The sequence below is a fragment of the Erythrobacter sp. 'gip.4 top 5' genome (genome assembly GCF_056495765.1).
In genome coordinates this window covers 2,291,841-2,312,240 of record NZ_CP200270.1, presented here as the reverse complement: position 1 = coordinate 2,312,240, position 20,400 = coordinate 2,291,841, and the positions used below count along the sequence as shown (strand labels likewise).

Annotated in this window: 21 protein-coding genes; 14 read left to right on the top strand and 7 right to left on the bottom strand. The window is 62.7% G+C overall.

Going from position 1 to position 20,400, the window contains the following annotated elements; all coding sequences use genetic code 11:
* On the top strand, positions 1 to 387 hold the full coding sequence (sdhD, locus tag ACRANW_RS11140) for a succinate dehydrogenase, hydrophobic membrane anchor protein (RefSeq protein WP_479431856.1): 387 nt from the start codon (positions 1 to 3) through the stop codon (positions 385 to 387).
* Positions 387 to 2,255, top strand: coding sequence for a succinate dehydrogenase flavoprotein subunit (sdhA, locus tag ACRANW_RS11135; protein ID WP_479431855.1), 1,869 nt, complete (start codon positions 387 to 389; stop codon positions 2,253 to 2,255). Before sdhD ends, sdhA begins: the two co-directional genes overlap by 1 nt.
* A 122-nt stretch (positions 2,256 to 2,377) precedes the next feature.
* Here the strand turns inward: sdhA and ACRANW_RS11130 are convergent, their stop codons facing one another.
* The gene (locus ACRANW_RS11130) at positions 2,378 to 2,884 is read right to left on the bottom strand and encodes a hypothetical protein (protein WP_479431854.1); all 507 of its coding nucleotides are present in this window, start codon (positions 2,882 to 2,884) and stop codon (positions 2,378 to 2,380) included.
* A gap of 5 nt (positions 2,885 to 2,889) precedes the next feature.
* Complete coding sequence (ypfJ, locus tag ACRANW_RS11125) at positions 2,890 to 3,765, bottom strand: KPN_02809 family neutral zinc metallopeptidase (RefSeq protein WP_479433927.1); 876 nt, start codon at positions 3,763 to 3,765, stop codon at positions 2,890 to 2,892.
* Between the two features lie 103 nt (positions 3,766 to 3,868).
* Here ypfJ and ACRANW_RS11120 point away from each other — a divergent pair, with 103 nt between their 5' ends.
* The 5 genes from ACRANW_RS11120 (at position 3,869) to ACRANW_RS11100 (ending at position 9,431) form a co-directional block, all read left to right on the top strand.
* Positions 3,869 to 4,621, top strand: a complete 753-nt coding sequence (locus ACRANW_RS11120) for a 3-hydroxybutyrate dehydrogenase (protein WP_479431853.1) — start codon at positions 3,869 to 3,871, stop codon at positions 4,619 to 4,621.
* Positions 4,618 to 6,126, top strand: a complete 1,509-nt coding sequence (locus tag ACRANW_RS11115) for a M20/M25/M40 family metallo-hydrolase (protein WP_479431852.1) — start codon at positions 4,618 to 4,620, stop codon at positions 6,124 to 6,126. Before ACRANW_RS11120 ends, ACRANW_RS11115 begins: the two co-directional genes overlap by 4 nt.
* Positions 6,127 to 6,225: 99 nt before the next feature.
* Positions 6,226 to 7,680 carry an IMP dehydrogenase gene (gene guaB, locus ACRANW_RS11110; protein WP_479431851.1) on the top strand — a complete coding sequence of 485 codons (1,455 nt, stop codon included), beginning with the start codon at positions 6,226 to 6,228 and terminating at the stop codon, positions 7,678 to 7,680.
* 9 nt (positions 7,681 to 7,689) lie between these two features.
* A complete protein-coding gene (locus ACRANW_RS11105) occupies positions 7,690 to 8,868 on the top strand; it encodes an RsmB/NOP family class I SAM-dependent RNA methyltransferase (RefSeq protein WP_479431850.1) in 1,179 nt (392 codons plus the stop codon).
* A 62-nt stretch (positions 8,869 to 8,930) separates the two neighbouring features.
* Positions 8,931 to 9,431 (top strand): tetratricopeptide repeat protein, encoded by a 501-nt coding sequence (locus ACRANW_RS11100; RefSeq protein WP_479431849.1) that lies wholly within the window; start codon positions 8,931 to 8,933, stop codon positions 9,429 to 9,431.
* Positions 9,432 to 9,435: 4 nt separating this feature from the next.
* On the opposite strand, the gene ACRANW_RS11095 is transcribed toward ACRANW_RS11100, so the two are convergent.
* Together ACRANW_RS11095 and ACRANW_RS11090 are read right to left on the bottom strand one after the other, a co-directional pair.
* Positions 9,436 to 9,915, bottom strand: a complete 480-nt coding sequence (locus tag ACRANW_RS11095; protein WP_479431848.1) for an RNA pyrophosphohydrolase — start codon at positions 9,913 to 9,915, stop codon at positions 9,436 to 9,438.
* Entirely contained in the window at positions 9,912 to 10,862 is a 951-nt protein-coding gene (locus tag ACRANW_RS11090) for an alpha/beta hydrolase (protein WP_479431847.1), read from the bottom strand. Before ACRANW_RS11090 ends, ACRANW_RS11095 begins: the two co-directional genes overlap by 4 nt.
* Positions 10,863 to 10,973: 111 nt before the next feature.
* On the opposite strand from ACRANW_RS11090, the gene ACRANW_RS11085 reads away from it, so the two are divergent.
* The 3 genes from ACRANW_RS11085 to ACRANW_RS11075 all read left to right on the top strand — a co-directional run bounded on the left by ACRANW_RS11085 (position 10,974) and on the right by ACRANW_RS11075 (position 14,670).
* Positions 10,974 to 11,885: a metal-dependent hydrolase gene (locus ACRANW_RS11085; RefSeq protein WP_479431846.1), complete on the top strand. Its 912-nt coding sequence runs from the start codon at positions 10,974 to 10,976 to the stop codon at positions 11,883 to 11,885.
* Between the two features lie 114 nt (positions 11,886 to 11,999).
* Positions 12,000 to 13,385, top strand: coding sequence for a cryptochrome/photolyase family protein (locus tag ACRANW_RS11080; RefSeq protein WP_479431845.1), 1,386 nt, complete (start codon positions 12,000 to 12,002; stop codon positions 13,383 to 13,385).
* 112 nt (positions 13,386 to 13,497) lie between these two features.
* Positions 13,498 to 14,670: a serine hydrolase domain-containing protein gene (locus ACRANW_RS11075; protein ID WP_479431844.1), complete on the top strand. Its 1,173-nt coding sequence runs from the start codon at positions 13,498 to 13,500 to the stop codon at positions 14,668 to 14,670.
* 18 nt (positions 14,671 to 14,688) lie between these two features.
* On the opposite strand, the gene ACRANW_RS11070 is transcribed toward ACRANW_RS11075, so the two are convergent.
* The 3 genes from ACRANW_RS11070 to purF form a co-directional block, all read right to left on the bottom strand.
* Positions 14,689 to 15,036: a PilZ domain-containing protein gene (locus tag ACRANW_RS11070; RefSeq protein WP_479431843.1), complete on the bottom strand. Its 348-nt coding sequence runs from the start codon at positions 15,034 to 15,036 to the stop codon at positions 14,689 to 14,691.
* Between the two features lie 126 nt (positions 15,037 to 15,162).
* Positions 15,163 to 15,879 (bottom strand): SDR family NAD(P)-dependent oxidoreductase, encoded by a 717-nt coding sequence (locus tag ACRANW_RS11065; RefSeq protein ID WP_479431842.1) that lies wholly within the window; start codon positions 15,877 to 15,879, stop codon positions 15,163 to 15,165.
* 6 nt (positions 15,880 to 15,885) lie between these two features.
* Positions 15,886 to 17,373, bottom strand: coding sequence for an amidophosphoribosyltransferase (purF, locus tag ACRANW_RS11060; protein WP_479431841.1), 1,488 nt, complete (start codon positions 17,371 to 17,373; stop codon positions 15,886 to 15,888).
* Positions 17,374 to 17,600: 227 nt separating this feature from the next.
* Here purF and ACRANW_RS11055 point away from each other — a divergent pair, with 227 nt between their 5' ends.
* Genes ACRANW_RS11055 through ACRANW_RS11040 form a run of 4 tightly spaced genes read left to right on the top strand, consistent with a single transcriptional unit; the run spans position 17,601 to position 20,370 of the window.
* On the top strand, positions 17,601 to 18,839 hold the full coding sequence (locus ACRANW_RS11055) for a lipoprotein-releasing ABC transporter permease subunit (RefSeq protein WP_479431840.1): 1,239 nt from the start codon (positions 17,601 to 17,603) through the stop codon (positions 18,837 to 18,839).
* Positions 18,832 to 19,524 (top strand): ABC transporter ATP-binding protein, encoded by a 693-nt coding sequence (locus ACRANW_RS11050; RefSeq protein WP_479431839.1) that lies wholly within the window; start codon positions 18,832 to 18,834, stop codon positions 19,522 to 19,524. The genes ACRANW_RS11055 and ACRANW_RS11050 overlap by 8 nt, the downstream gene beginning before the upstream one ends.
* A gap of 55 nt (positions 19,525 to 19,579) precedes the next feature.
* Positions 19,580 to 19,867: a hypothetical protein gene (locus ACRANW_RS11045; protein WP_479431838.1), complete on the top strand. Its 288-nt coding sequence runs from the start codon at positions 19,580 to 19,582 to the stop codon at positions 19,865 to 19,867.
* Between the two features lie 23 nt (positions 19,868 to 19,890).
* The gene (locus ACRANW_RS11040) at positions 19,891 to 20,370 is read left to right on the top strand and encodes a glutathione peroxidase (protein ID WP_479431837.1); all 480 of its coding nucleotides are present in this window, start codon (positions 19,891 to 19,893) and stop codon (positions 20,368 to 20,370) included.
* Positions 20,371 to 20,400 lie beyond the last annotated feature (30 nt).

The window sequence follows — 20,400 nt, the reverse complement described above, 5'->3', positions numbered from 1 at the left end:
ATGGGTAACGGAACTTCCATCGGACGCGTGCGGGGCCTTGGCGCCTCGCATCATGGCCCGCATCACTGGCTGGTGCAGCGTTTCACCGCGATCGGCAATGTGGTGCTGATGAGCTGGCTGTTGATCAGCCTGATCATGCTGGGCGATTACGGTTACGCCAATGTGGTCAAGTGGCTCTCGCAGCCGCTTTCGGCGACGGCGATGATCTTGCTGGTCTTCAGCCTGTTCTGGCACGCACGCCTTGGTCTGCAGGTGCTGATCGAGGATTACATTCATGACGCTGGCAGCAAGTTTGCTGCGATTTCGGCGCTCAATCTTGCAACAATCGGCGGCGGCGCGTTCGGCATTTTCAGCGTCGCCAGTCTCGCATTCGGAGGACAGGCCTGATGGCTACCGCAGCACCACGTGGCACCGCAAATGATGTCGGAGGCGCGCATCTGACGGGCGCTTATGCCATCACCGATCACACCTATGACGTCGTCGTCGTCGGCGCGGGCGGCAGCGGTTTGCGCGCAACGATGGGCGCGGCCGAAAGCGGCCTTCGCACTGCCAACATTTCGAAGGTGTTTCCCACCCGCAGCCACACCGTGGCCGCGCAGGGCGGTATCGCGGCCAGCCTTGGCAACAACAGTCCCGATCACTGGACCTGGCACATGTACGACACCGTCAAGGGGTCTGACTGGCTGGGCGATCAGGACGCGATCGAATATCTCGCCCGCGAAGCGCCTGCGGCGGTTTACGAGCTGGAGCACGCAGGCGTGCCGTTCAGCCGCAACGCCGATGGCACAATCTACCAGCGCCCGTTTGGTGGCCACATGCAGAACATGGGCGCCGGCCCGCCGGTGCAGCGCACCTGCGCCGCAGCCGACCGCACCGGCCACGCCATGCTCCACGCGCTGTATCAGCAGAGTCTGAAGTATGACGCGGACTTTTTCATCGAATACTTCGCGCTCGACCTCATCATGTCGGATGAAGGCGGGGAGCGGAAGTGCGTTGGCGTGATCGCCATGTGCCTGGACGATGGCACCATTCACCGGTTCCGCGCACAGTCTGTCGTGTTGGCGACCGGCGGATATGGGCGCTGCTATTACACCGCCACTTCTGCCCACACCTGCACCGGTGATGGAGGCGGCATGGTGCTGCGCGCGGGCCTGCCTTTGCAGGACATGGAGTTCGTGCAGTTCCACCCGACCGGCATTTACGGAGCGGGCGTACTGATTACCGAAGGTGCACGCGGCGAAGGCGGGTATCTCACCAACTCCGAGGGTGAACGCTTCATGGAGCGTTATGCGCCGTCGGCCAAGGACTTGGCCTCACGCGATGTCGTCAGCCGGTCAATGGCGCTGGAAATGCGCGAAGGGCGCGGTGTCGGGCCGGATGGGGATCACATCTACCTTCACCTCGATCACATCGACCCTGCCGTTCTGGCCCAGCGTCTGCCGGGCATCACGGAAAGCGGCAAGATTTTCGCAGGCGTCGATCTCACGCGCCAGCCGCTGCCGGTAACCCCGACGGTCCATTACAATATGGGCGGTATCCCGTGTAACTATCACGGCCAGGTCGTGACACTCGGCCCGGATGGCAATCCGGACAGCCCCATTCCTGGCCTTTATGCCGTGGGCGAAGCGGCGTGTGTTTCGGTGCACGGGGCCAACCGCCTCGGCTCGAATTCGCTGATCGACCTTGTGGTGTTCGGCCGTGCGACCGGTCATCATCTGCGTGACAGCCTGAAGGCTAATGCCAAGCAGCCCGAACTTCCCGCCGACAGCGCCGACTTCGCGCTGACCCGTCTGGATCACTTCCGCTATGCGCAGGGCGGATCGCCGACCGCGCAGATCCGGGCGGAAATGCAGAAGGCGATGCAGAAGCACTGCGCCGTGTTCCGCGACCAGAAGTTGATGGACGAAGGCGTGGCCAAGCTGGCCGAGCAGAACACCCGGATGCAGGACATTCACGTCACCGACAAGTCGCTGATCTGGAACAGCGACCTGATCGAGACGCTGGAACTCGACAATCTGATGGCGCAGGCCAACGTGACGATGGCGTCCGCCGCCAACCGCAAGGAAAGCCGCGGCGCCCACGCGCACGAGGATTTCCCCGATCGCAACGATGCCGAATGGATGAAGCACACCATCGCCTGGTTTGATGGCTGGGGTGGACGCGGCAGCAACAGCCGCATCGATTACCGCCCGGTGCACGAATACACGCTGACCGACGATATTGCCTATATCGAGCCCAAGGCACGCGTTTATTAACGCTGCCATTGCGGCGAAACACAAGCAAATGCCCGGTTCCGTAAAGGGACCGGGCCTTTTTTGTGTCTGCCGATGCCGGCGGGACCGAGAGGGCTGATGCCGCTCCCGGCCTTCTCAGGGGTTCAGTTGCCCGTGGCTGCCAGCGTCTTGGGTTGTGCCGGATAGGCGCAGCCCCGGCCCAGACCCCAGCCCTTCAGGAACGCACGCCGCGCCATGCCGGCGGTAAAGGCGGCGCGCATATCGCGATCATTGCCGGCCGCGCCCGTCACTTCGCGCACGATACCGCGGAATGGCAGGAACGATCCCACCACACTCTGGCCAATCCGCCCTTCGCTGAACCGGTCGCCGCCGTCGTCCAGGGCAATGTCGTAATCGGCGCCCAGGACCATGTCCAAGCTGGCGATCTCGCTGACCAGCGCATCGCAGACCTGCATCCCGTAGGTCGCATAGGGATTGCGCACGGCGGTTTGCAGCGCCTCTGGAATATCACGCGCGTCGATGTTGAGATCACGCAAGGGCGTCTTGGCGACTTCCCGCATATCGGGTTCGGGCATCGATTGGGCGTGAGCAACCGTCCCGCCAGTGCAGGCCAGTAGAAGGACGGCGGCGAGGGGAATTGTACGGACCATTGAAATCAGGCTCCTTCAAAGAAAACGTCACATGCAGAATTGTCAGTGCTTTCAAGCCCCAGTTTGAGCGCAGACATGCGCTGGCGGCTGGTTCCGTGAGTAAAGCTCTCCGGATTTATGCTCTGTCCAGCATTGCGCATTAACGTATCATCGCCGATCGCGCTTGCAGCCTGCAAACCTTCCTCCAGATCGCCCGGTTCGATCAGATCGCGGTTTTTGCCCGCCCACATTCCGGCATAGCAATCAGCCTGCAATTCCATCGCGACTTGCAGGCTGTTGGCCGCCTGACGATTTTGTTGCTGCGCGCGGCGGACCTGGCTGGCGAGGCCGGTGATATTCTGGATGTGGTGGCCATATTCATGTGCAATCACATACAGCCGCGCAAAATCGCCGCCGGTGCCGGCCATTTGGGCCAGCTGATCGTAGAACGCGGTGTCGATATAAATACCCTTGTCAGCCGGGCAATAAAACGGTCCGACCGCCGACGTTGCGCTGCCGCAACCCCCGGTCGTCACCTGCGCACGGAACAGATCAAGGCCCGGCGCTTCGAAGGGAATCCCTTCATCTGCAAAGGTGGCAGCCCAGGTTTCATTAAGATTGGTGAGCGCACTGCACGCCTCGTTGGCATATTCGCTACTGGTGCAAACCACCTGCGCGTCCATTTCCCGACCGCTGCCTTGCCCCGCTGGGCCCGTCTGTTGCTGGACGCCTTCGACCATCCCGATCATCTGCATCGGGTCGACGCCAAAAACGACAGCACCGATCAAGGCGATCACCAGCGTCCCGCAGCCGACCCCGCCAGCGCGCCCCATGCCACCGCCGCCGCTGCCATCGCTGGAACGGACATTGATCTTCGAAGTATCGAACGGACCAAGCCGCATGGGTGTTTCTCCATTCATCGTGTTCCGGCGCAAAGTGCTGGACAGCCGCTTTTGGTGCAGCGAAAGCAGCGCGAAGAGGCCGAACGTGCAGGAGATGCGGTGAATGCTCAAGAACAAGCGTGCTCTTGTCACCGGTTCCACATCCGGTATCGGCCTAGCCATCGGGCGCGCCTTGGTGGCCGAAGGCGCCGACGTGATCCTCAACGGGTTGGGCGATCCCGATGACATCGTTCGGCTGTGCAAAGAACTGGGTGCGACCTTCAACGGCGCGAACCTGATGGAGCCGCACGCGATCGCCGCGATGATGGAGGAGATCGGTCCGATTGATATCCTCGTCAACAATGCCGGGATGCAGCACGTTGCGCCGGTTGAGGAATTTCCGCCCGAAAAGTGGGACGCGATCATCGCGCTTAATCTGACGGCGGCGTTCCACACCACACGCTTTGCTGTGCCGGGCATGAAGGCCAAGGGCTGGGGCCGGATTATCAATACCGCCAGCGCGCATTCGCTCGCCGCCTCGCCCTTCAAAAGCGCTTATGTCGCGGCCAAGCATGGCCTTGCGGGCTTTACCAAGACGATCGCGCTGGAATTGGCGACCTGCGGTGTTACCGCCAATTGCATCTCGCCAGGCTATGTCTGGACGCCGCTGGTGGAAAACCAGATCCCTGACACGATGGCTGCTCGCGGGATGACGCGCGAGCAGGTGATGAACGATGTGCTGCTCGCCAAGCAACCGACCAAGAGCTTTGTCCTTCCCGAAGATGTGGCGGCGCTTGCGGTGTTCCTGTGCGGCGATGCGGCGCGCAATATCACCGGGGCCAATTACACCATAGACGGGGGCTGGACCGCCGAATGATCGCTACGCACGTTCGTCTGATAGCGGCGCTGATGGCAAGCCTCGTGCTGGCAGCCTGCGCCCCGCTTACGATCAACACCGCACCCGATATCGCCCGTGACAGTATCGAAGCGCGATTGCGGGCCGATATCGACATACTGGCCAGCGACCAGTTTGGCGGTCGCAAACCGGGGACGCCGGGTGGCATCGCCACCTATGAATTTATCGAACGGCGCATGGGCGAAATCGGTCTTGTTTCGGGCACCAACGATCCCGGCTCCTACTGGCGGCTGCCGGTCGATCTGGTCGAGAATCAGCCGATCAGCGGCCAGTTGAAGCTTGGGCAGGGCCGCAAAAGCATGGCCTTGACGGAAGATGAGGCCGCCGTCTTCACTCCGCGCCGGCGCGCCTTGGCAGCCGGAGGTCCGGGGACAGGCGTGCCGGTGGTCTTCGTTGGCTATGGGGATGGTTCGGTGCTGGGCGACGCCATGGCGGGCGCGGTCGCGCTGATGCTCGCCGATCCGGGGCGTGACACTGCACGGCGCGAGGCACTGTTCCGCCAGCGTGCCACAGCAGTTGTGACGGTACTGCCCGATGCCGAAGCGCTGGCCGCCGTGCGGCGCCGCTATGGCAGCGGACGGGTGGAGTTGGCGAGCGAGGAACTGGATACGCTATCGGCTTACATCACCGACGCAGCGCTTGCCCGCGTGCTGGGCGCCAAGCGCTGGTTGCTGTGGAAGAACGAAGCCGACAAAGGCGATTTCGCGCCCTTCGAACTCAATCTTGCCATGTCGATTGAGGCCACGGCTGACCGGCGGGAGTTTACCAGTCAAAACATCATCGGGATGATTCCGGGCACCGTCCCCGGATCGGGTGCGGTGCTGCTGCTGGGGCATTGGGATCACCTGGGCGAATGCGGTCCGCCCGAAGCGGTGAACCGCATCTGTAATGGCGCGGCTGACAATGCCAGCGGTATCGCCATGATGCTGGAACTGGCGCGGCGATTGAAGAGTGGCCCTGCATTGGACCGCGATATCTACGTGCTCGCCACCAGCGCGGAAGAGGCCGGGCTGCTGGGCGCGCGGGCCTTCGTCAAGACGCCGCCGATGGCGCTGGACAGCATTATTGCCGCATTCAATTTCGATATGATGGCGGTGGCACCTGCGGGAAGTCCGGTCGGCTTCATCGGGCGCGGGCAAAGCGCTGCGCTTGACGCTGCGATCCTTGAGGCCTTGACGCGAGGCGGACGGGTGCTGGGCGATCAGACGCTGGCTGACAGCTTCCTTCAGCGGCAGGATGGCTGGGCATTGCATCAGGCGGGCGTGCCGAGCGTGCTGCTGTCAGGAACCTATGGCAGCCGCACGGTTCTTAACCCGTTTCTGGCGAGCCGCTACCACCGTCCCAGCGACGAAGTGGACGGGATTGAACTGGGCGGGGCGGTGGAAGACTTGCTGCTCCACGAAGACCTGATCCGGGTGTTGGCCGACTCTGAACGCTATCCGCGCCCGGCCGCGGCGCAGCCCTAGCGCAATTGCGCAAGTGCGGTTACATGGGCCGCCACGATTCTCCGGCGCATCACGGATGCGCAGGAGAACCTTCGTTTCGGCTCTCAGAAAGTGGCACGCATGGATATCCCGCTCGGTTTGACCTTTGATGACGTGCTGCTTCGCCCTGCCGAAAGCAGCGTGTTGCCAAGCATGGCCGACACCTCGACAATGCTGACCCGCGAGATCGCGCTCAACATTCCGGTCCTGTCATCGGCGATGGACACCGTGACCGAGGCTGACATGGCCATCGTGATGGCGCAGCTCGGCGGGATCGGTGTGCTGCACCGCAATCTCGATATCGATGCGCAATGTGCGGCTGTGCGCGCGGTCAAGCGTTACGAAAGCGGCATGGTGGTCAATCCGATCACCATCGGCCCCGATGCGACGCTGGGCGACGCGCAGGCGCTGATGCAGTTGCACCGGATCAGCGGGATCCCTGTGGTGGACGCAGGTGGCCGGTTGGTGGGCATCCTCACCAATCGCGATGTACGCTTTGCGGAAAATCCGCTGCAGCCTGTGCGCGAGCTTATGACGACCGAGAACCTCGCCACCGTGCCGCTTGGCACCGGGCAGGAAGAGGCGCGCCGCTTGCTGCATCAGCGCCGGATCGAAAAGCTGCTGGTGGTGGATGATGCCTTCCGCTGCATTGGCCTCATCACGGTCAAGGATATCGAAAAGGCGGTGAATTACCCGCACGCAACCAAGGACGGCACCGGCCGCCTGCGCGCAGCGGCGGCGACGACCGTCGGTGACGCCGGCTTTGCCCGTACCGAAGCCTTGGTTGATGCCGAGGTCGATGTCATCGTGATCGACACCGCCCATGGCCACAATATCGAAGTCGCCCGCGCAGTCGAACGGGTAAAGAAGCTCTCGAACCGGGTGCAAGTCATCGCTGGCAACGTCGCTACCGCCGAAGCGACTCGCGCGCTGGTTGATGCCGGCGCCGATGCGGTCAAGGTGGGGATCGGGCCGGGGTCGATTTGCACCACCCGCGTGGTCGCGGGCGTGGGCGTGCCGCAGCTGACCGCGATTCTGGAAAGCGCCGCCGAAGCCGCCAAATCGGGCGTGCCGGTGATTGCCGATGGCGGGCTGCGCACCAGCGGAGACGCAGCCAAGGCCTTGGCGGCGGGCGCTTCCAGCATCATGATCGGTTCGATGCTGGCCGGCACGGCGGAAAGCCCGGGCGAAGTGTTCCTGTATCAGGGCCGCAGCTACAAGGCCTATCGCGGGATGGGCAGTGTCGGCGCGATGGCACGCGGCAGCGCCGACCGCTATTTCCAGCAGGACGTGTCTGCGATGAAACTGGTGCCGGAAGGGATTGAAGGCCAGGTGCCCTTCAAAGGCCCGGCGGCCAACGTTGTCCACCAGTTGGTCGGCGGCATCAAGGCGGCGATGGGCTACACCGGATCGCGCACGATCACCGATCTGCAAGAGCGCGCCCAATTTGTCCGAATCACCAATGCCGGCCTCTCCGAAAGCCACGTCCATGATGTCGCTATCACCCGCGAGGCACCCAATTATCCCACACGTTGAGGACGCAATATGACACCCGCCGCAAGAGTTGAGGCGGCGATCGAGCTGCTTGATATGATAATTCCTGCCGCGCGCACGAAAGGCGCGCCGGCTGACCGGATCATCGCCGAATATTTCCGCGCCCGCCGCTATGCCGGGTCCAAGGATCGGCGCGCGGTGCGCGATCTTGTCTATCAGGCGATCCGTGTGTGTGGTCCCGTGCCCGGAACGGGCCGAGCGGCCATGCTGGCTGTCGCAGCGCAGGACGAAGCGGTCGCGGCCTGTTTCGATGGCTCTCCCCACGGTCCGGCCCCGCGCGGCGAGAGCGAGGAGGCAGCCAAGACCGGACTTGCCCCCAAATGGCTGGCTGCGGCGTTGCGCGCTTCGGGCTTGGGTGGACCCGAAATCGCTGCGCTGATTGATCGGGCGCCGCTCGATATCCGGGTCAATGCCCTGAAAGCAGACCGGGCGACCATCACGCTGCCGGAGGCGGGCGAGCCTTTGGCCGCCGCGCAGGCGCTGCGGTACCTTTCAGGAACGCAGGTCGAACAATGGGAGGCCTACACCCAAGGCCTGATCGAAGTGCAGGATCTGGGCAGCCAGTTGATTATCGACGCCTTGCCTGTGAAGCCCGGTGATACCGTCATCGATCTGTGCGCAGGCGGTGGCGGCAAGACACTGGCGCTGGCTGCGCGGCTTGGCAACGCGGCGAGCATTATCGCTGCCGATACCGATAAGCGGCGGCTGGGCAATCTGGCGCCGCGTGCTGCGCGCGCGGGCGCCGCGATCGATCATACCCTGCTGCTCGACCCCGGCAACGAAATGCGCGCATTGAACCACTGGGTCCGCAAGGCTGATCACGTGCTGGTCGATGCGCCGTGTTCGGGCAGCGGCACCTGGCGGCGCAGCCCGGAAGCGCGCTGGCGGCTTGATCCGGCGGAACTGGCGCGGCTGAACAAGCTTCAGGACCACGTGCTTGATCTGGGCGCGCATCTGGTACGTCCCGGCGGAACGCTGGCGTATGTCACGTGCTCGCTACTTGATGCCGAAGGAACGAGCCGCGTGACCGCCTTTCTCACCCGCCATCCCGGCTGGCAGGTGGAACCTGTCACCATGCCACTGGGCCGTCCGCACGGCACGGGCCTGCGGCTCGATCCGCATCATGATGGCACGGATGGTTTTTTCATCGCGTGCTTGCGTTCACCATGATAGCTTCGCACGAAATGAACACGTCCTCCGGTTCTCGGTCCTCTGCACTGAAGGAGCTTTTGATGCGTTTTGCGCCTGCTGCTGTCACTTTGTCATTATGCCTTGCTGTTACAGCAAGCATCACCAGCGCAGGCGAGACTGGATTGCCCGATCCGCTTGCAGCGGCGCTCATCGCGCAAGGCCAGGCATCGCTCGCTGCGGGTGAGACTCAGGCAGCAACTGACGCGTTTGAGGCGGCGCTTGCCGTCGATCCGGGCTTCACGCCGATCCTGGTCGATCTGGCCGAAGCCGCCCGCCAGCAGGGCCTGCAGGGCAAGGCGATCCGCTATTATCGTGAGGCGCTTGACCGGGATCCGGGCAATTTCGCCGCAATCTCAGGCGAAGGCACGGCGCTGGTCGAAAAAGGCGCGGTTGAAAAGGCCAAGCAGAACCTCGCCAAGCTGCAATCACTGTGCGGGGACGGTTGCCCCGAAACAGTCGCCTTGCAAAGCAGCATTGCCCGCGGCCCTTCGCCGCGTCTGGCGATCGAGAGCCTGGCCGACGACGCGCCTGCGAGCAACTGATCGTTCAGATCAAGGCGCGAAACTCTGCGAGGACGGCTTCATAAACGTCCCGTTTGAAGGGCACGATCACTTCGCGCAGCAGACCGGGCTCGATCCAGCGCCATTCGTTGAATTCGGGCGGATCATGCGCCTCAAGATTGATATCGGTATCCGCGCCGAGGAAACGGCCCAGGAACCAGTGCTGTTCCTGCCCCCGATACTTGCCCTTCCACACCTTACCGAGCAGTTCGTCGGGCAGGTCGTAAACTACCGTGCGTGATGCCGGGGCGATCACCTCCACCAGATGCGCGCCGATCCCGGTTTCCTCTTCCAGCTCGCGCAGCGCCGCGTCGCGCACATCTTCGCCCTTGTCGATGCCGCCCTGGGGCATTTGCCAAAAGCCGTGCGCGCTGGGATCGATCCGCTGGCCGACAAAGACCAGCCCCTCTGCATTGACCAGCATGAAGCCCGCGCAAGGGCGGTAAGGCAAGGCCTTGCGGTTCATGCCGGGTTCTCCAGCATGAACCGCATCGCGGCAATCACCCGTTCCAGATCGCCCTGCGTGCTCGGCACGGCGCCGCGCAGGTTGGTGAAGGAGTGTGTCACCCCGCGCATTTCCAGAAACACGCAATCGCGTCCGGCATCAACCAGCGCCTTGGCATAGGCGCGGCCCGAATCGCGGATCGGATCGAGGCTTGCGGTGACGACAATGGTGGGCGGGGCATTGCTGTGATCCGAAAGGATCGGGAAGCCACGCGGGTCGGCGCGGTCGGCGCCGTAGGCGGCATCGAAGAAGCCCATGGTGTCGGCCGTGAGCAGGAAGCCTTCCGAAAACGCCGCCATGCTCGCAGACCCGTTAGCGTCCGCCACGAGCGGGAAGATCGGCACTTGCAGCACCACCGGCACGGCGGCGGGATCGGTGCCGAGCATCTGGCTGACCACGACGGTGGCATTGCCGCCTGCGCTGTCGCCGATGGTGATCAGGCCGGTCGCTTCGCGGCCCAGTTCCGCCGGGCTGCCCGCCACCCAGCGGGTCGCCGCCTCGCAGTCAAGGATCGCGGCGGGGAAGGGCGCTTCGGGGGCGAGGGCATAATGGACGGCGACCACCGGCAGATCGATCAGCGCCGCAATTTCGGTGCACAGCGCGTGATGCGTATCGAGATCACCGATCACGAAGCCACCGCCATGAAAGAACACGACGATGGGCGAAGCGGCATCGCGGTTCTCGCGGGAATCGTAGAGGCGCAAGCAAATGTCGCCATTCGGGCCGGGGCAGGCGAGATCGCGGATCACCGGCAGTGCACGGGCCGGGCGGTCGGCAATATTGTGCATTGCCTGATAGGACGCACGGGCTTCTTCCAGTGTCATGTCCACCAGCTTCGGCCCGTTCACCGCCGCCATCATGTCGAGGAAGCCCTTCATGTCGGGGCGGATGTAAGGCGTATTCGTCATGGCGTGTCTCTCCCGTGTTCTCTTGGCCGCCAGCGATAGGCGAGGGCATACGCACGTGCCAAGCGCATTTGCACTCGCTTGCGGCCGCGCAGCGCGCTAGCCCAAGACGCGATGGATAATCTGACACATAGCCTTGTGGGCGCAGTGATGGGGCAGGCGGGGCTGAAGCGCACCACCGGCCTTGCCATGCCGGCGCTGATCATCGGCGCGAACCTGCCGGACGTGGACGCGGCGTGCTTTTTCTGGCTGGAGGGCACCGAACACCTCGCGTTCCGGCGCGGCATCACCCACGGCCCGCCTGCGCTGGTATTGCTGCCGCTGATTTTGGCAGCGATATTATGGGCGTTCGACCGCTGGCAGACGAAGCGCGGCAAAAGGCCCGAGGCGCGGCTGCCGGTGCGGTTTGGCTGGCTTTACGCGATGGCGTTTATCGGCTGCCTCAGCCACCCGTTCTTCGACTGGCTCAATGTCTATGGCATCCGGCTGCTGGAGCCGTTCTCCTCGCGGTGGTTTTACGGCGACACGCTGTTCATTATCGATGTGTGGCTCTGGGCCCTGCTGATTGGCACCGTGTGGTGGTCGCGGCGGCGAGAGAAGGCAGGCGGGGAGTGGATGCGGCCTGCGCGCGTGGGGATAGCGGTTGGGCTGGCGTATATTGGAGTGAATGCGGCGATCACGCAGGCCGTCGTGTTCCACGATCCATCGCTCGATGACCCCATAATGAGCCCCCGGCCGATTTGGTCATGGGAACGGGAGATTATCGTCGACAATCGCGACGGAAGTTACTTGATCGACTACGAGCGCGTCGGCGATTGCCGTCTGCCCGACTTTACCAAGGCCCGCAGCACCAATTCCCAGCTCGACGCCTTCCTGTTCTGGTCGCGCGCGCCCTTTGCCACCCGTGCGGCGGACGGCTCAGTGGTCCTCTACGACGCCCGCTTCTACGATCCGCGCGCGCGGGGGCGGTTCTCGGTGGCGCTGCCGGATGTGAAGTGTGAACCTTTGCCTTCTTCGTCATCCTGAACTTGGTTAACGATCCATTCTTTCGCACGTACCGAAGCTCGCATTTGCGCGATGGATGCTGAAACAAGTTCAGCATGACGGCGTTAGTGTGAAAACGCCAATTCAGAGAGATACATGACCCAAATCGTATGGTTGCGGCGCGATCTGCGCCTTGCTGATAACCCTGCCCTGTACCACGCCGCGAAGGCCGGGCCGGTGGTGTGCGTCTACGTGCTCGATGACGATGCAGCCAAGCATCATGCCTATGGCGGCGCATCGCGGTGGTGGCTGCATCATTCGCTGACTAGCCTTGCCCATAGTCTCGAAGCGATGGGTTCAAAACTGATCCTGCGGCGCGGCGATGCAGTGGAGACGCTGACAAAACTGGCGGCACAGGCAGGTGCGACCACCATTCATGCCAACCATCATTACGAACCGTGGTGGCTGAATGCCGAACGCAAGCTGGCCAAGAGCCTCGACCTGCAATTGCACCATGGCAACTTCTTGATGCTTCCGGGCAGCATCACCACCGGCAGCGGCGGACAGTACAAGATTTATACCCCGTTCAGCCGCGCGCTGCGGGCAGAGTTTCCGCCGCGCGATGAACTTCCGGCGCCAGCCCGATTGGCCGCGCCCGATAGCTGGCCAGCCAGTGACGCGATTGCAGAATGGGCTTTGCTCCCCACCGCACCCGACTGGTCCGGCGGGATCGCCGCTGCGTGGCAGGTTGGCGAGGATGCCGCGCATCAACGCCTCAGCTGGTGGCAGGATCACGTTGATGATTACGATGACAAGCGCAATTTCCCGAGCGTCGACAAGGTTTCGCGCCTGTCCCCGCACCTTCACTGGGGTGAAATCTCGCCGATCCAGATCTGGCACGCCTTCAAGCACAAACGGTCGGATGGCTGGCGCACCTTTGAAAGCGAGCTGATCTGGCGCGATTATTCGCAAAACGCGATTTTGCAATTCCCCAAGTATGCCACGCAGAATTACCGCGAGGATTTCAACCGCTTCCCGTGGCGCGATCCGGCAACGGACGAAACCGCTGCGCGCGACCTCAAAGCCTGGCAGCAGGGTCGCACCGGCTACCCGATTGTCGATGCCGGGATGCGCCAGCTGTACCAGACCGGGTGGATGCACAACCGCGTGCGGATGATCACGGCCAGCTTCCTCATCAAGCATCTGCTGATAGATTGGCGCGAAGGGGAGAAGTGGTTCTGGGACTGCCTGTGTGATGCCGACTATGCCTCCAACGCGACCAATTGGCAGTGGACCGCAGGCACAGGAGTCGATTCCAATATGTTCAGCCGGATCATGGCGCCGCTGACTCAATCGGAGAAGTTCGATGCGGCGCGTTATATCCGTGAATACGTGCCGGAGCTGAAGGGCCTCGACGAACCGGCGATCCACGATCCCGAGGAGTTCAGCCGCAGACCATCGGATTATCCGCGCAAGATCATCGCGCACAAAGCTGCGCGGGAACGCGCCTTGGGCGCGCTGAAGGCGATGAAGTACGGCTGACAGGGGCTTGCCCGTCTGCGCTTTGTCCGCCTATGCCCGCCCGACAAGATAACGGGAGGGCTGGATGATGCGCGTAGGTCTGCAAATGGCCAGGTGGGTTTCAGGGGTCGCCATGGCGGCGTCGCTGGGGGCCTGTGCGGGCAGCCACGACAGCGCGCCTGCCGCTCTTACCGGACCGGCCGCGCCTACCGTGCGCCTTGTCCAACCGCCTGCGCGTGATCCGGCTGATCTTCAGGTCCTGTTCTGGTCCGACGACCAGCGCAGCCAGCGGTTTCGCGAGATGGAGCAGTGGTTTGCCGGGCACGAAGTCCCTGCCGCCGCATCGCCCCGTACGCTGCCAAAAGGTGCTCCGCTCAGCGCCGCCTTGCAGGCCGATCTGAAGGCCGCGATGGCCGAGACCGATACCGCCGGGATCATGGTGATCGAAGATGGTAAGGTGCGGTTCGAGGGCTACGGCCTTGGGCTTCGCGCGCAAGATCGCTGGACCAGCTTTTCGGTTGCCAAGAGTTTCACCTCGACCCTGCTGGGCGCGGCGGTGAAGGACGGGTACATCGCGAGCATGGACGACCCGGTCACGACCTATGTTCCCGGTCTCGCAGGCTCGGCCTATGAAGGCGTGACCGTACGCCAGCTCGCCACCATGACCAGCGGGGTCGCCTGGAACGAAAGCTACACCGATCCCAGCAGCGATGTCGCCAAGACCCAGAGCTTCGTGATCGAACACGGCGCCAACGCCATTGTCGCGCAGATGAAGGCGCTCCCGCGTGAGGCGGCGCCGGGCGAGAAGTGGGTGTACAAGACCGGCGAAACCAATCTGCTCGGCGTGTTGGTCGAAAATGCGATTGGCAAGCCCCTGGCCGAATATGCGAAAGACAAGATTGCCGAGCCGGCGGGCTTTGCGGGCGATCTGTTCTGGATGGTCGATCCACGCGGCGGCAATATCGGGGGCTGCTGCCTGTCGATCACGTTGGCCGATTATGCGCGAATGGGGCTTTTCGCACTCGAAGGTGGTGAAGGCGTGGTGCCGCCGGGCTGGTTTGCGCAAGCGGGCAAGGCACAGGTCGAATTCGGTCCAACTGCGCCGGGTTACGGCTATGGCTACCAGTGGTGGACATACCCCGGCACGACCTATGGCGCGCAAGGGATTTTTGGGCAGGGCATCACCCTGTATCCCGAAAAGGGCGTGGTGTTAGCCTATGTCGGCAATTGGTCGCGTGCGAGTGGCGGACCTGAACGTGCGCGGTTTCTGGCATTGAGCCAGCGGGTCGCCGCCGAAGCCCAATAGTCAGCGCAACGTCGCGTCTCAGATCACTTGGCGATAGCCACCGACGTTGCTGTAACGTTGGAGGATGTTGTCATGAATGATCGGGCTCAGCAGTTCGCTGAAAGCGCAGCCGACGATGCAGTTGTCCCACCACACGACTTCGGCGCGAAGCGATTCAAGGCCGGGCAGGGTCAGCCAGCACATCTGGCCTTCGTGCATCCGGTTGATCGAAGCGGCCGAGAAGCCGGAGATCGACAAATCATGCACCACGCTTTGAAAGGCCCGTCCGCCTGATGCACGCAAGGTCGCAGGGATTGTCAGCCGCGTGCGCGGACTGCACCGGTCTTCCTGCGCCGCCGAGCTGTAAGGGTCTGAATTCAAGGGCATTGCTTTGGGCCTTGTCCTGATACTTGCGGTCTCTCCGAGCGAAGCGGTCTGCATCTGGAACTGCCCCACATTCGTTAAGTGCAGGTATGCAATCAAGGTTAACGCCCGGTCAGGCGCGTATTGGCGTCAATCAATACGTTCGCGGTAGAAGCTGTCGAAGCCCTCCACCAGCAGTGCCAGCAACCGGTCGGCGACGACTTCCGGCACTTTGACCGTCGAGGGGTCTTCGCCCGGATAGGCGCGCGCGCGCATTTCGGTGCGGGTTGCGCCCGGATCGACGATCGCAACACGCAAGGGGCTGAGCCGTTCGACCTCGGCCGCATAGGTTTCAAGCAGGTTGTCGAATGCCGCCTTGGTGCAACCGTAAGCGCCCCAATAGGGCCGCGGTGCCGATCCCACGGAGCTTGTCAGGCCGATGATCCGGCCGGCTTCGGCGCGGCGCAGCATCTGGTCAAACCCGGCGAGCAGCGCCTGGGTCGCCACCACATTGATCAACAGCGCCTGATTGAAGGGCTTGGGCTCGATCTGTGATGTCGGTGTCAGTTCGGGAAGATAAGCCGCCGCCAGCACCATGATGTCGAGCGTCTGCCAGCGTCCGGCGATGGCTGCGGCAAGGCGGGAGACGGCATCAGGCTCCATCAGGTCGACCGGCGCAATGGTGGACGTGCCCCCGAAAGCGTGGATTTCATCCTCCACCGCTTCCAGCGTCTTGACCTTGCGCGCCACCAGAATGACGTGTGCGCCCGCTTTGGCGAAGGCTTTGGCGGTGGCGGCACCGATCCCGCGGCTGGCGCCGGTAATAAGGGCGGTGCGTCCGGCAAGCGGCTTTGCAGTGTCAGTCATGATAGGTCAGGCAGCTTTCGGATCGGCAAAAGGGAGTTGTGCGGATTTCTGTTCAGCCAGCGCAAGATCTGTCAGCGAGGTGGGATATTCGCCTGTGAAACAGGCATCGCAGAACTGCGGGCAGGCTGGGTCACGCCCTTCGCGTCCGACAGCACGGTAGAGGCCGTCAATCGAAACGAAGGCGAGGCTGTCGGCCTTGATGAATTGGCGCATGGGTTCAAGGTCCATGCGGGCGGCCAGCAGTTTGGAGCGTTCGGGCGTGTCGACCCCGTAGAAGCAGGAATGCGCGGTCGGCGGGCTGGCGACGCGGAAGTGGACCTCAGTCGCGCCTGCCTCGCGCATCATCTCGACGATCTTCATCGACGTGGTGCCGCGCACAATCGAATCGTCGATCAGCACGATGCGCTTGCCTTCGACCAGCGCACGGTTGGCGTTGTGTTTGCGCTTGACGCTGGAATGGCGGGCCCCGTCCGAAGGCTGGATGAAGGTGCGCCCGACATAGTGCGAACGGATGATTCCCAATTCGAACGGCAGGCCCGATTGCATCGCAAAGCCGATGGCCGCTGGCACGCCGCTGTCAGGCACCGGGACGACCAGATCGGCGTCACAGGGGGCTTCGAGCGCAAGCTGCGTCCCGATCGCTTTGCGCGCTTCATAAACTGACCGACCGGCAAAGACGCTGTCGGGGCGGCTGAAATAGACGTGTTCGAAGATACACGGGCGCGGGGAGGGGCTGCCGAAGGGGCGGATCGAGCGAACCTCGCCTGCGAAATCGACCATTACCAATTCGCCCGGATCCACTTCTCGGATGACTTCGGCGCCGACTACATCAAAGGCGACCGTTTCCGAGGCGAACAGGATAGCGTCACCCATGCGGCCCATCACCAATGGGCGGATACCCAGCGGATCACGGCAAGCGATCATGCCCTCACGCGTCATCACGATCAGGGCATAGGCGCCTTCGACCAGGCGCAGTGCATCGACCAGCCGATCGGCAATCGTGGGATACCGGCTTGTGGCGACAAGGTGAATGATCACTTCGGTGTCGGAGGTCGATTGGAAAATTGACCCCTTATTCACCAAATCGGTGCGCAGCGTGCCAGCGTTCGAAATGTTGCCATTATGCGAAACGGCAAAACCACCGCTGGCGAGTTCGGCATAGAGGGGTTGCACGTTCCGCAGACCCGATCCACCCGTCGTCGAATACCGGACATGGCCTGCGGCCATGTGACCGGGGAGCGCTGCGATGGCTTGGGAGGACGAGAAATTTTCGGCAACATGGCCAAGCCCGCGGCTCGCGAAGAATTCTTGGCCGTCGTAGCTGACAATTCCGGCCGCTTCCTGGCCGCGATGCTGAAGCGCGTGCAGTCCCAGCGCCGCCGTCGCGGCGGCATCATTGGCGCGGATCACGCCGAAAATCCCGCATTCCTCGCGCAGCTTGTCGCCATCCGCATCAAGGAAGGGGTGAGTCATATTGAGGGGTGTCATCGGCATCACCAGACCTGTCCGCGTGCAATCCCGCCGCTGCGCAGTGTCCCAATGGCGATGTGACGGATCAATTACAAGGGAAAGCCGCCCGGGCATGCCCGCCTTTTTGCCGACCGGCTTGTGACAAGGATGCACCCGCCAAGCCTGACCAGGGTTGATCGGCAGGGATTGCCCGGTGGCCTTGCGCGCACTACAGGCAGCGTTCAGCAACCAACGGGCAACCCTCACCACCCATGCTCTCCCCTTTCGAATGGATGATCGCCAAACGCTACCTCTGGCCTGGAAAGGGCGAGGCGTTTATTGCGCTGGTGGCCGGAATTTCGGTCGGCGTTGTCATGCTCTCGGTGGCGATGCTGGTGATCGTGATGAGCGTGATGAACGGCTTTCGCGGCGAACTGCTCGACAAGATCGTTGGGCTCAACGGCCATGCAGTTGTGCAGGGTTATGATGGCAAGCTCAATAACTGGCAGAGCGTCATCGCGGATATCGAACGCACGCCGGGCGTGGTCAAAGCCTCCCCAATGATCGAGCGGCCCTTGCTGGTCAGCTATGACGGCCGGGTGGAAGCCATCTTCCTGCGCGGCCAGTCCGACGAGGATATTGCGGCGCTCGGCGAAAAGGTCATCCTCGGCGATATCGGCACGCTTCAAGACGGATCTGAGCGGGTCGCTATCGGCAGCCGGTTGGCACAAAACCTCGGCATCCGCGTGGGCGACAGCATCACCATTATCAACCCCCAGGGGCGCTCGACACCGTTCGGCACTACGATCCGGCAGCTCCCTTACGAGGTAGGCGTGATCTTCGAGGTCGGCATTTACACCTTCGACGAAAAATTCGTGATGCTGCCGCTGAAGGACGCGCAGTCGCTGTTGCTGATGGGCGATTCGGTAGCGCAGATCGAAGTCACTGTGGACGATCCGGACAAGGTGGGCGAAATCCTCAAGCCCGTTGCCGAGCGACTGACGGGCCGGGCGCTGATTTCCGATTGGAAGGCGATGAACTCGGCGTTGTTTGAGGCTTTGCAGGTGGAACGGGTCGCAATGTTCTTCGCGCTGAGTTTCATGGTGCTGGTGGCAGCATTCAACATTCTGTCGAGCCTCGTTATGCTGGTGCGCGCCAAGACTCGCGACATCGCGATCATGCGCACCATGGGCGCAACGCGCCGGTCGCTCCTCAAGATCTTCGTCACCACCGGCACCACGGTCGGCGCCATAGGCACAGCCGCCGGGCTGCTGCTGGGCGCGATCGTGCTGTTCTTCCGTGAGCCGATCGTCGATTTCATTGCCTATGCCACAGGTCAGGAAATCTGGGATCCACAGGTGCGCTTCCTTTCAACACTGCCGTCGCGCACCGATCCGTGGGAAGTGCTTGGCATCGTCGCGCTTGCGCTGACCATGAGCTTCCTGGCGACGCTTTACCCTGCGCTCAAGGCAGCGAACACCGATCCTGTGCAGGTGCTGCGTTATGAATAGCGGCCTGGTTCCCGGCGCGCCGATCGTGCGCCTGAGCGGTTTGAAGCGCGCCTTCGAACAGGGCGGACAGCGGATCGAAGTGCTGCGCGGGGTCGATCTGGACATCATGCCCGGTGAAATCGTGGCGCTACTGGGGCCATCGGGTTCGGGCAAATCGACCATGTTGCAAGCCGTGGGCCTGTTGGAAGGCGGTTTCGAAGGGTCGATCAGCATCGCAGGACAGCAGGCCGAGGCGCTGGCTGGGGACGAGCGCACGCAGCTTCGGCGGGACCATCTGGGCTTCGTTTATCAATTCCACCACCTGCTGCCCGATTTCAACGCCCGCGAAAACGTGGTGATGCCGCAGATGATCCGCGGCGTGCCTCGCATTGATGCCGAAACGCGGGCCGATAGTCTGTTGACCAGCCTCGGCTTGGGTGCGCGCCTGACCCACCGGCCCAGCCAACTTTCAGGCGGAGAGCAGCAGCGCGTAGCTGTGGCCCGCGCACTGGCCAACCGGCCCACACTGGTGCTGGCGGACGAGCCCACCGGCAATCTCGACGAAGCCACCGCTGATAACGTGCTCTCTGAGTTTCTCGCCTTGGTGCGGGGCGAGGGCAGCGCGGCGCTGGTGGCGACGCATAATGAACGTCTCGCCGCGAAGATGGACCGCGTCGTCCGGCTCAAGGAAGGCGTGCTGACGTAAAACGGAACCTTCGCCGTGTGTTGCCGCTTACGTCCGCGTGAAGGAGTCCATTTCCATGACAGATCATCCCAGCACATTTCAGGGCGATACCACCCCATCGGGCGAACTTGCCTGGCAAGACCGTGCGTCAATTCTTCCGACGGGTCAGCCGTCTCTGATTCCGGGCGGCGGCACGCCGCTTTTGCGCGGGTCGTTTGCGGACATGGTCCGGCACTTGGCCGCCTTGCCCGACAAGGTGCGCCAGGGCTACGTCATCGCCAAGGCCGGAGACCGCGAATATAGCGCACAAGAAGCGATGGAGCTTGCCTCCCACCCTGATTTCCCGCCACAACATCCCGGTTGAACTGAACAGCCACAGGGGGGCTCATGACCACGATTGCCGATTTCACCGTCACCACCAATCGCGGCCAGGCGCTTGATCTGAAAGACAAGCTCGGCACTGTGTTGCTGGTGGTCAACACCGCCAGCAAATGCGGTTTCACACCGCAATATGACGGGCTGGAGAAGCTTCATCAGCAATACAAAGATCGCGGTTTTGAAGTGCTGGGCTTTCCCTGCAACCAGTTTGGTGGGCAGGAACCGGGCAATGCCGATGAGATTGCCGAGTTCTGCAAGGTCAATTTCGGCGTGACCTTCCCGTTGATGGCCAAGGTGGACGTCAACGGCACCCAAGCTTCGCCACTTTACGATTGGCTGAAAACCTCGGCCAAGGGGCTGATGGGGTCGACCTCGATCAAGTGGAACTTCACCAAGTTCTTGATTGGCCGTGATGGCAAGGTGGTGAAGCGCTACGGTCCGACCGATGCGCCCGATCGGATCGCCAGAGATATCGAAGCGCTTTTGTAAAGCGAGGCTCGGCATTTCGGACCGCCGCCT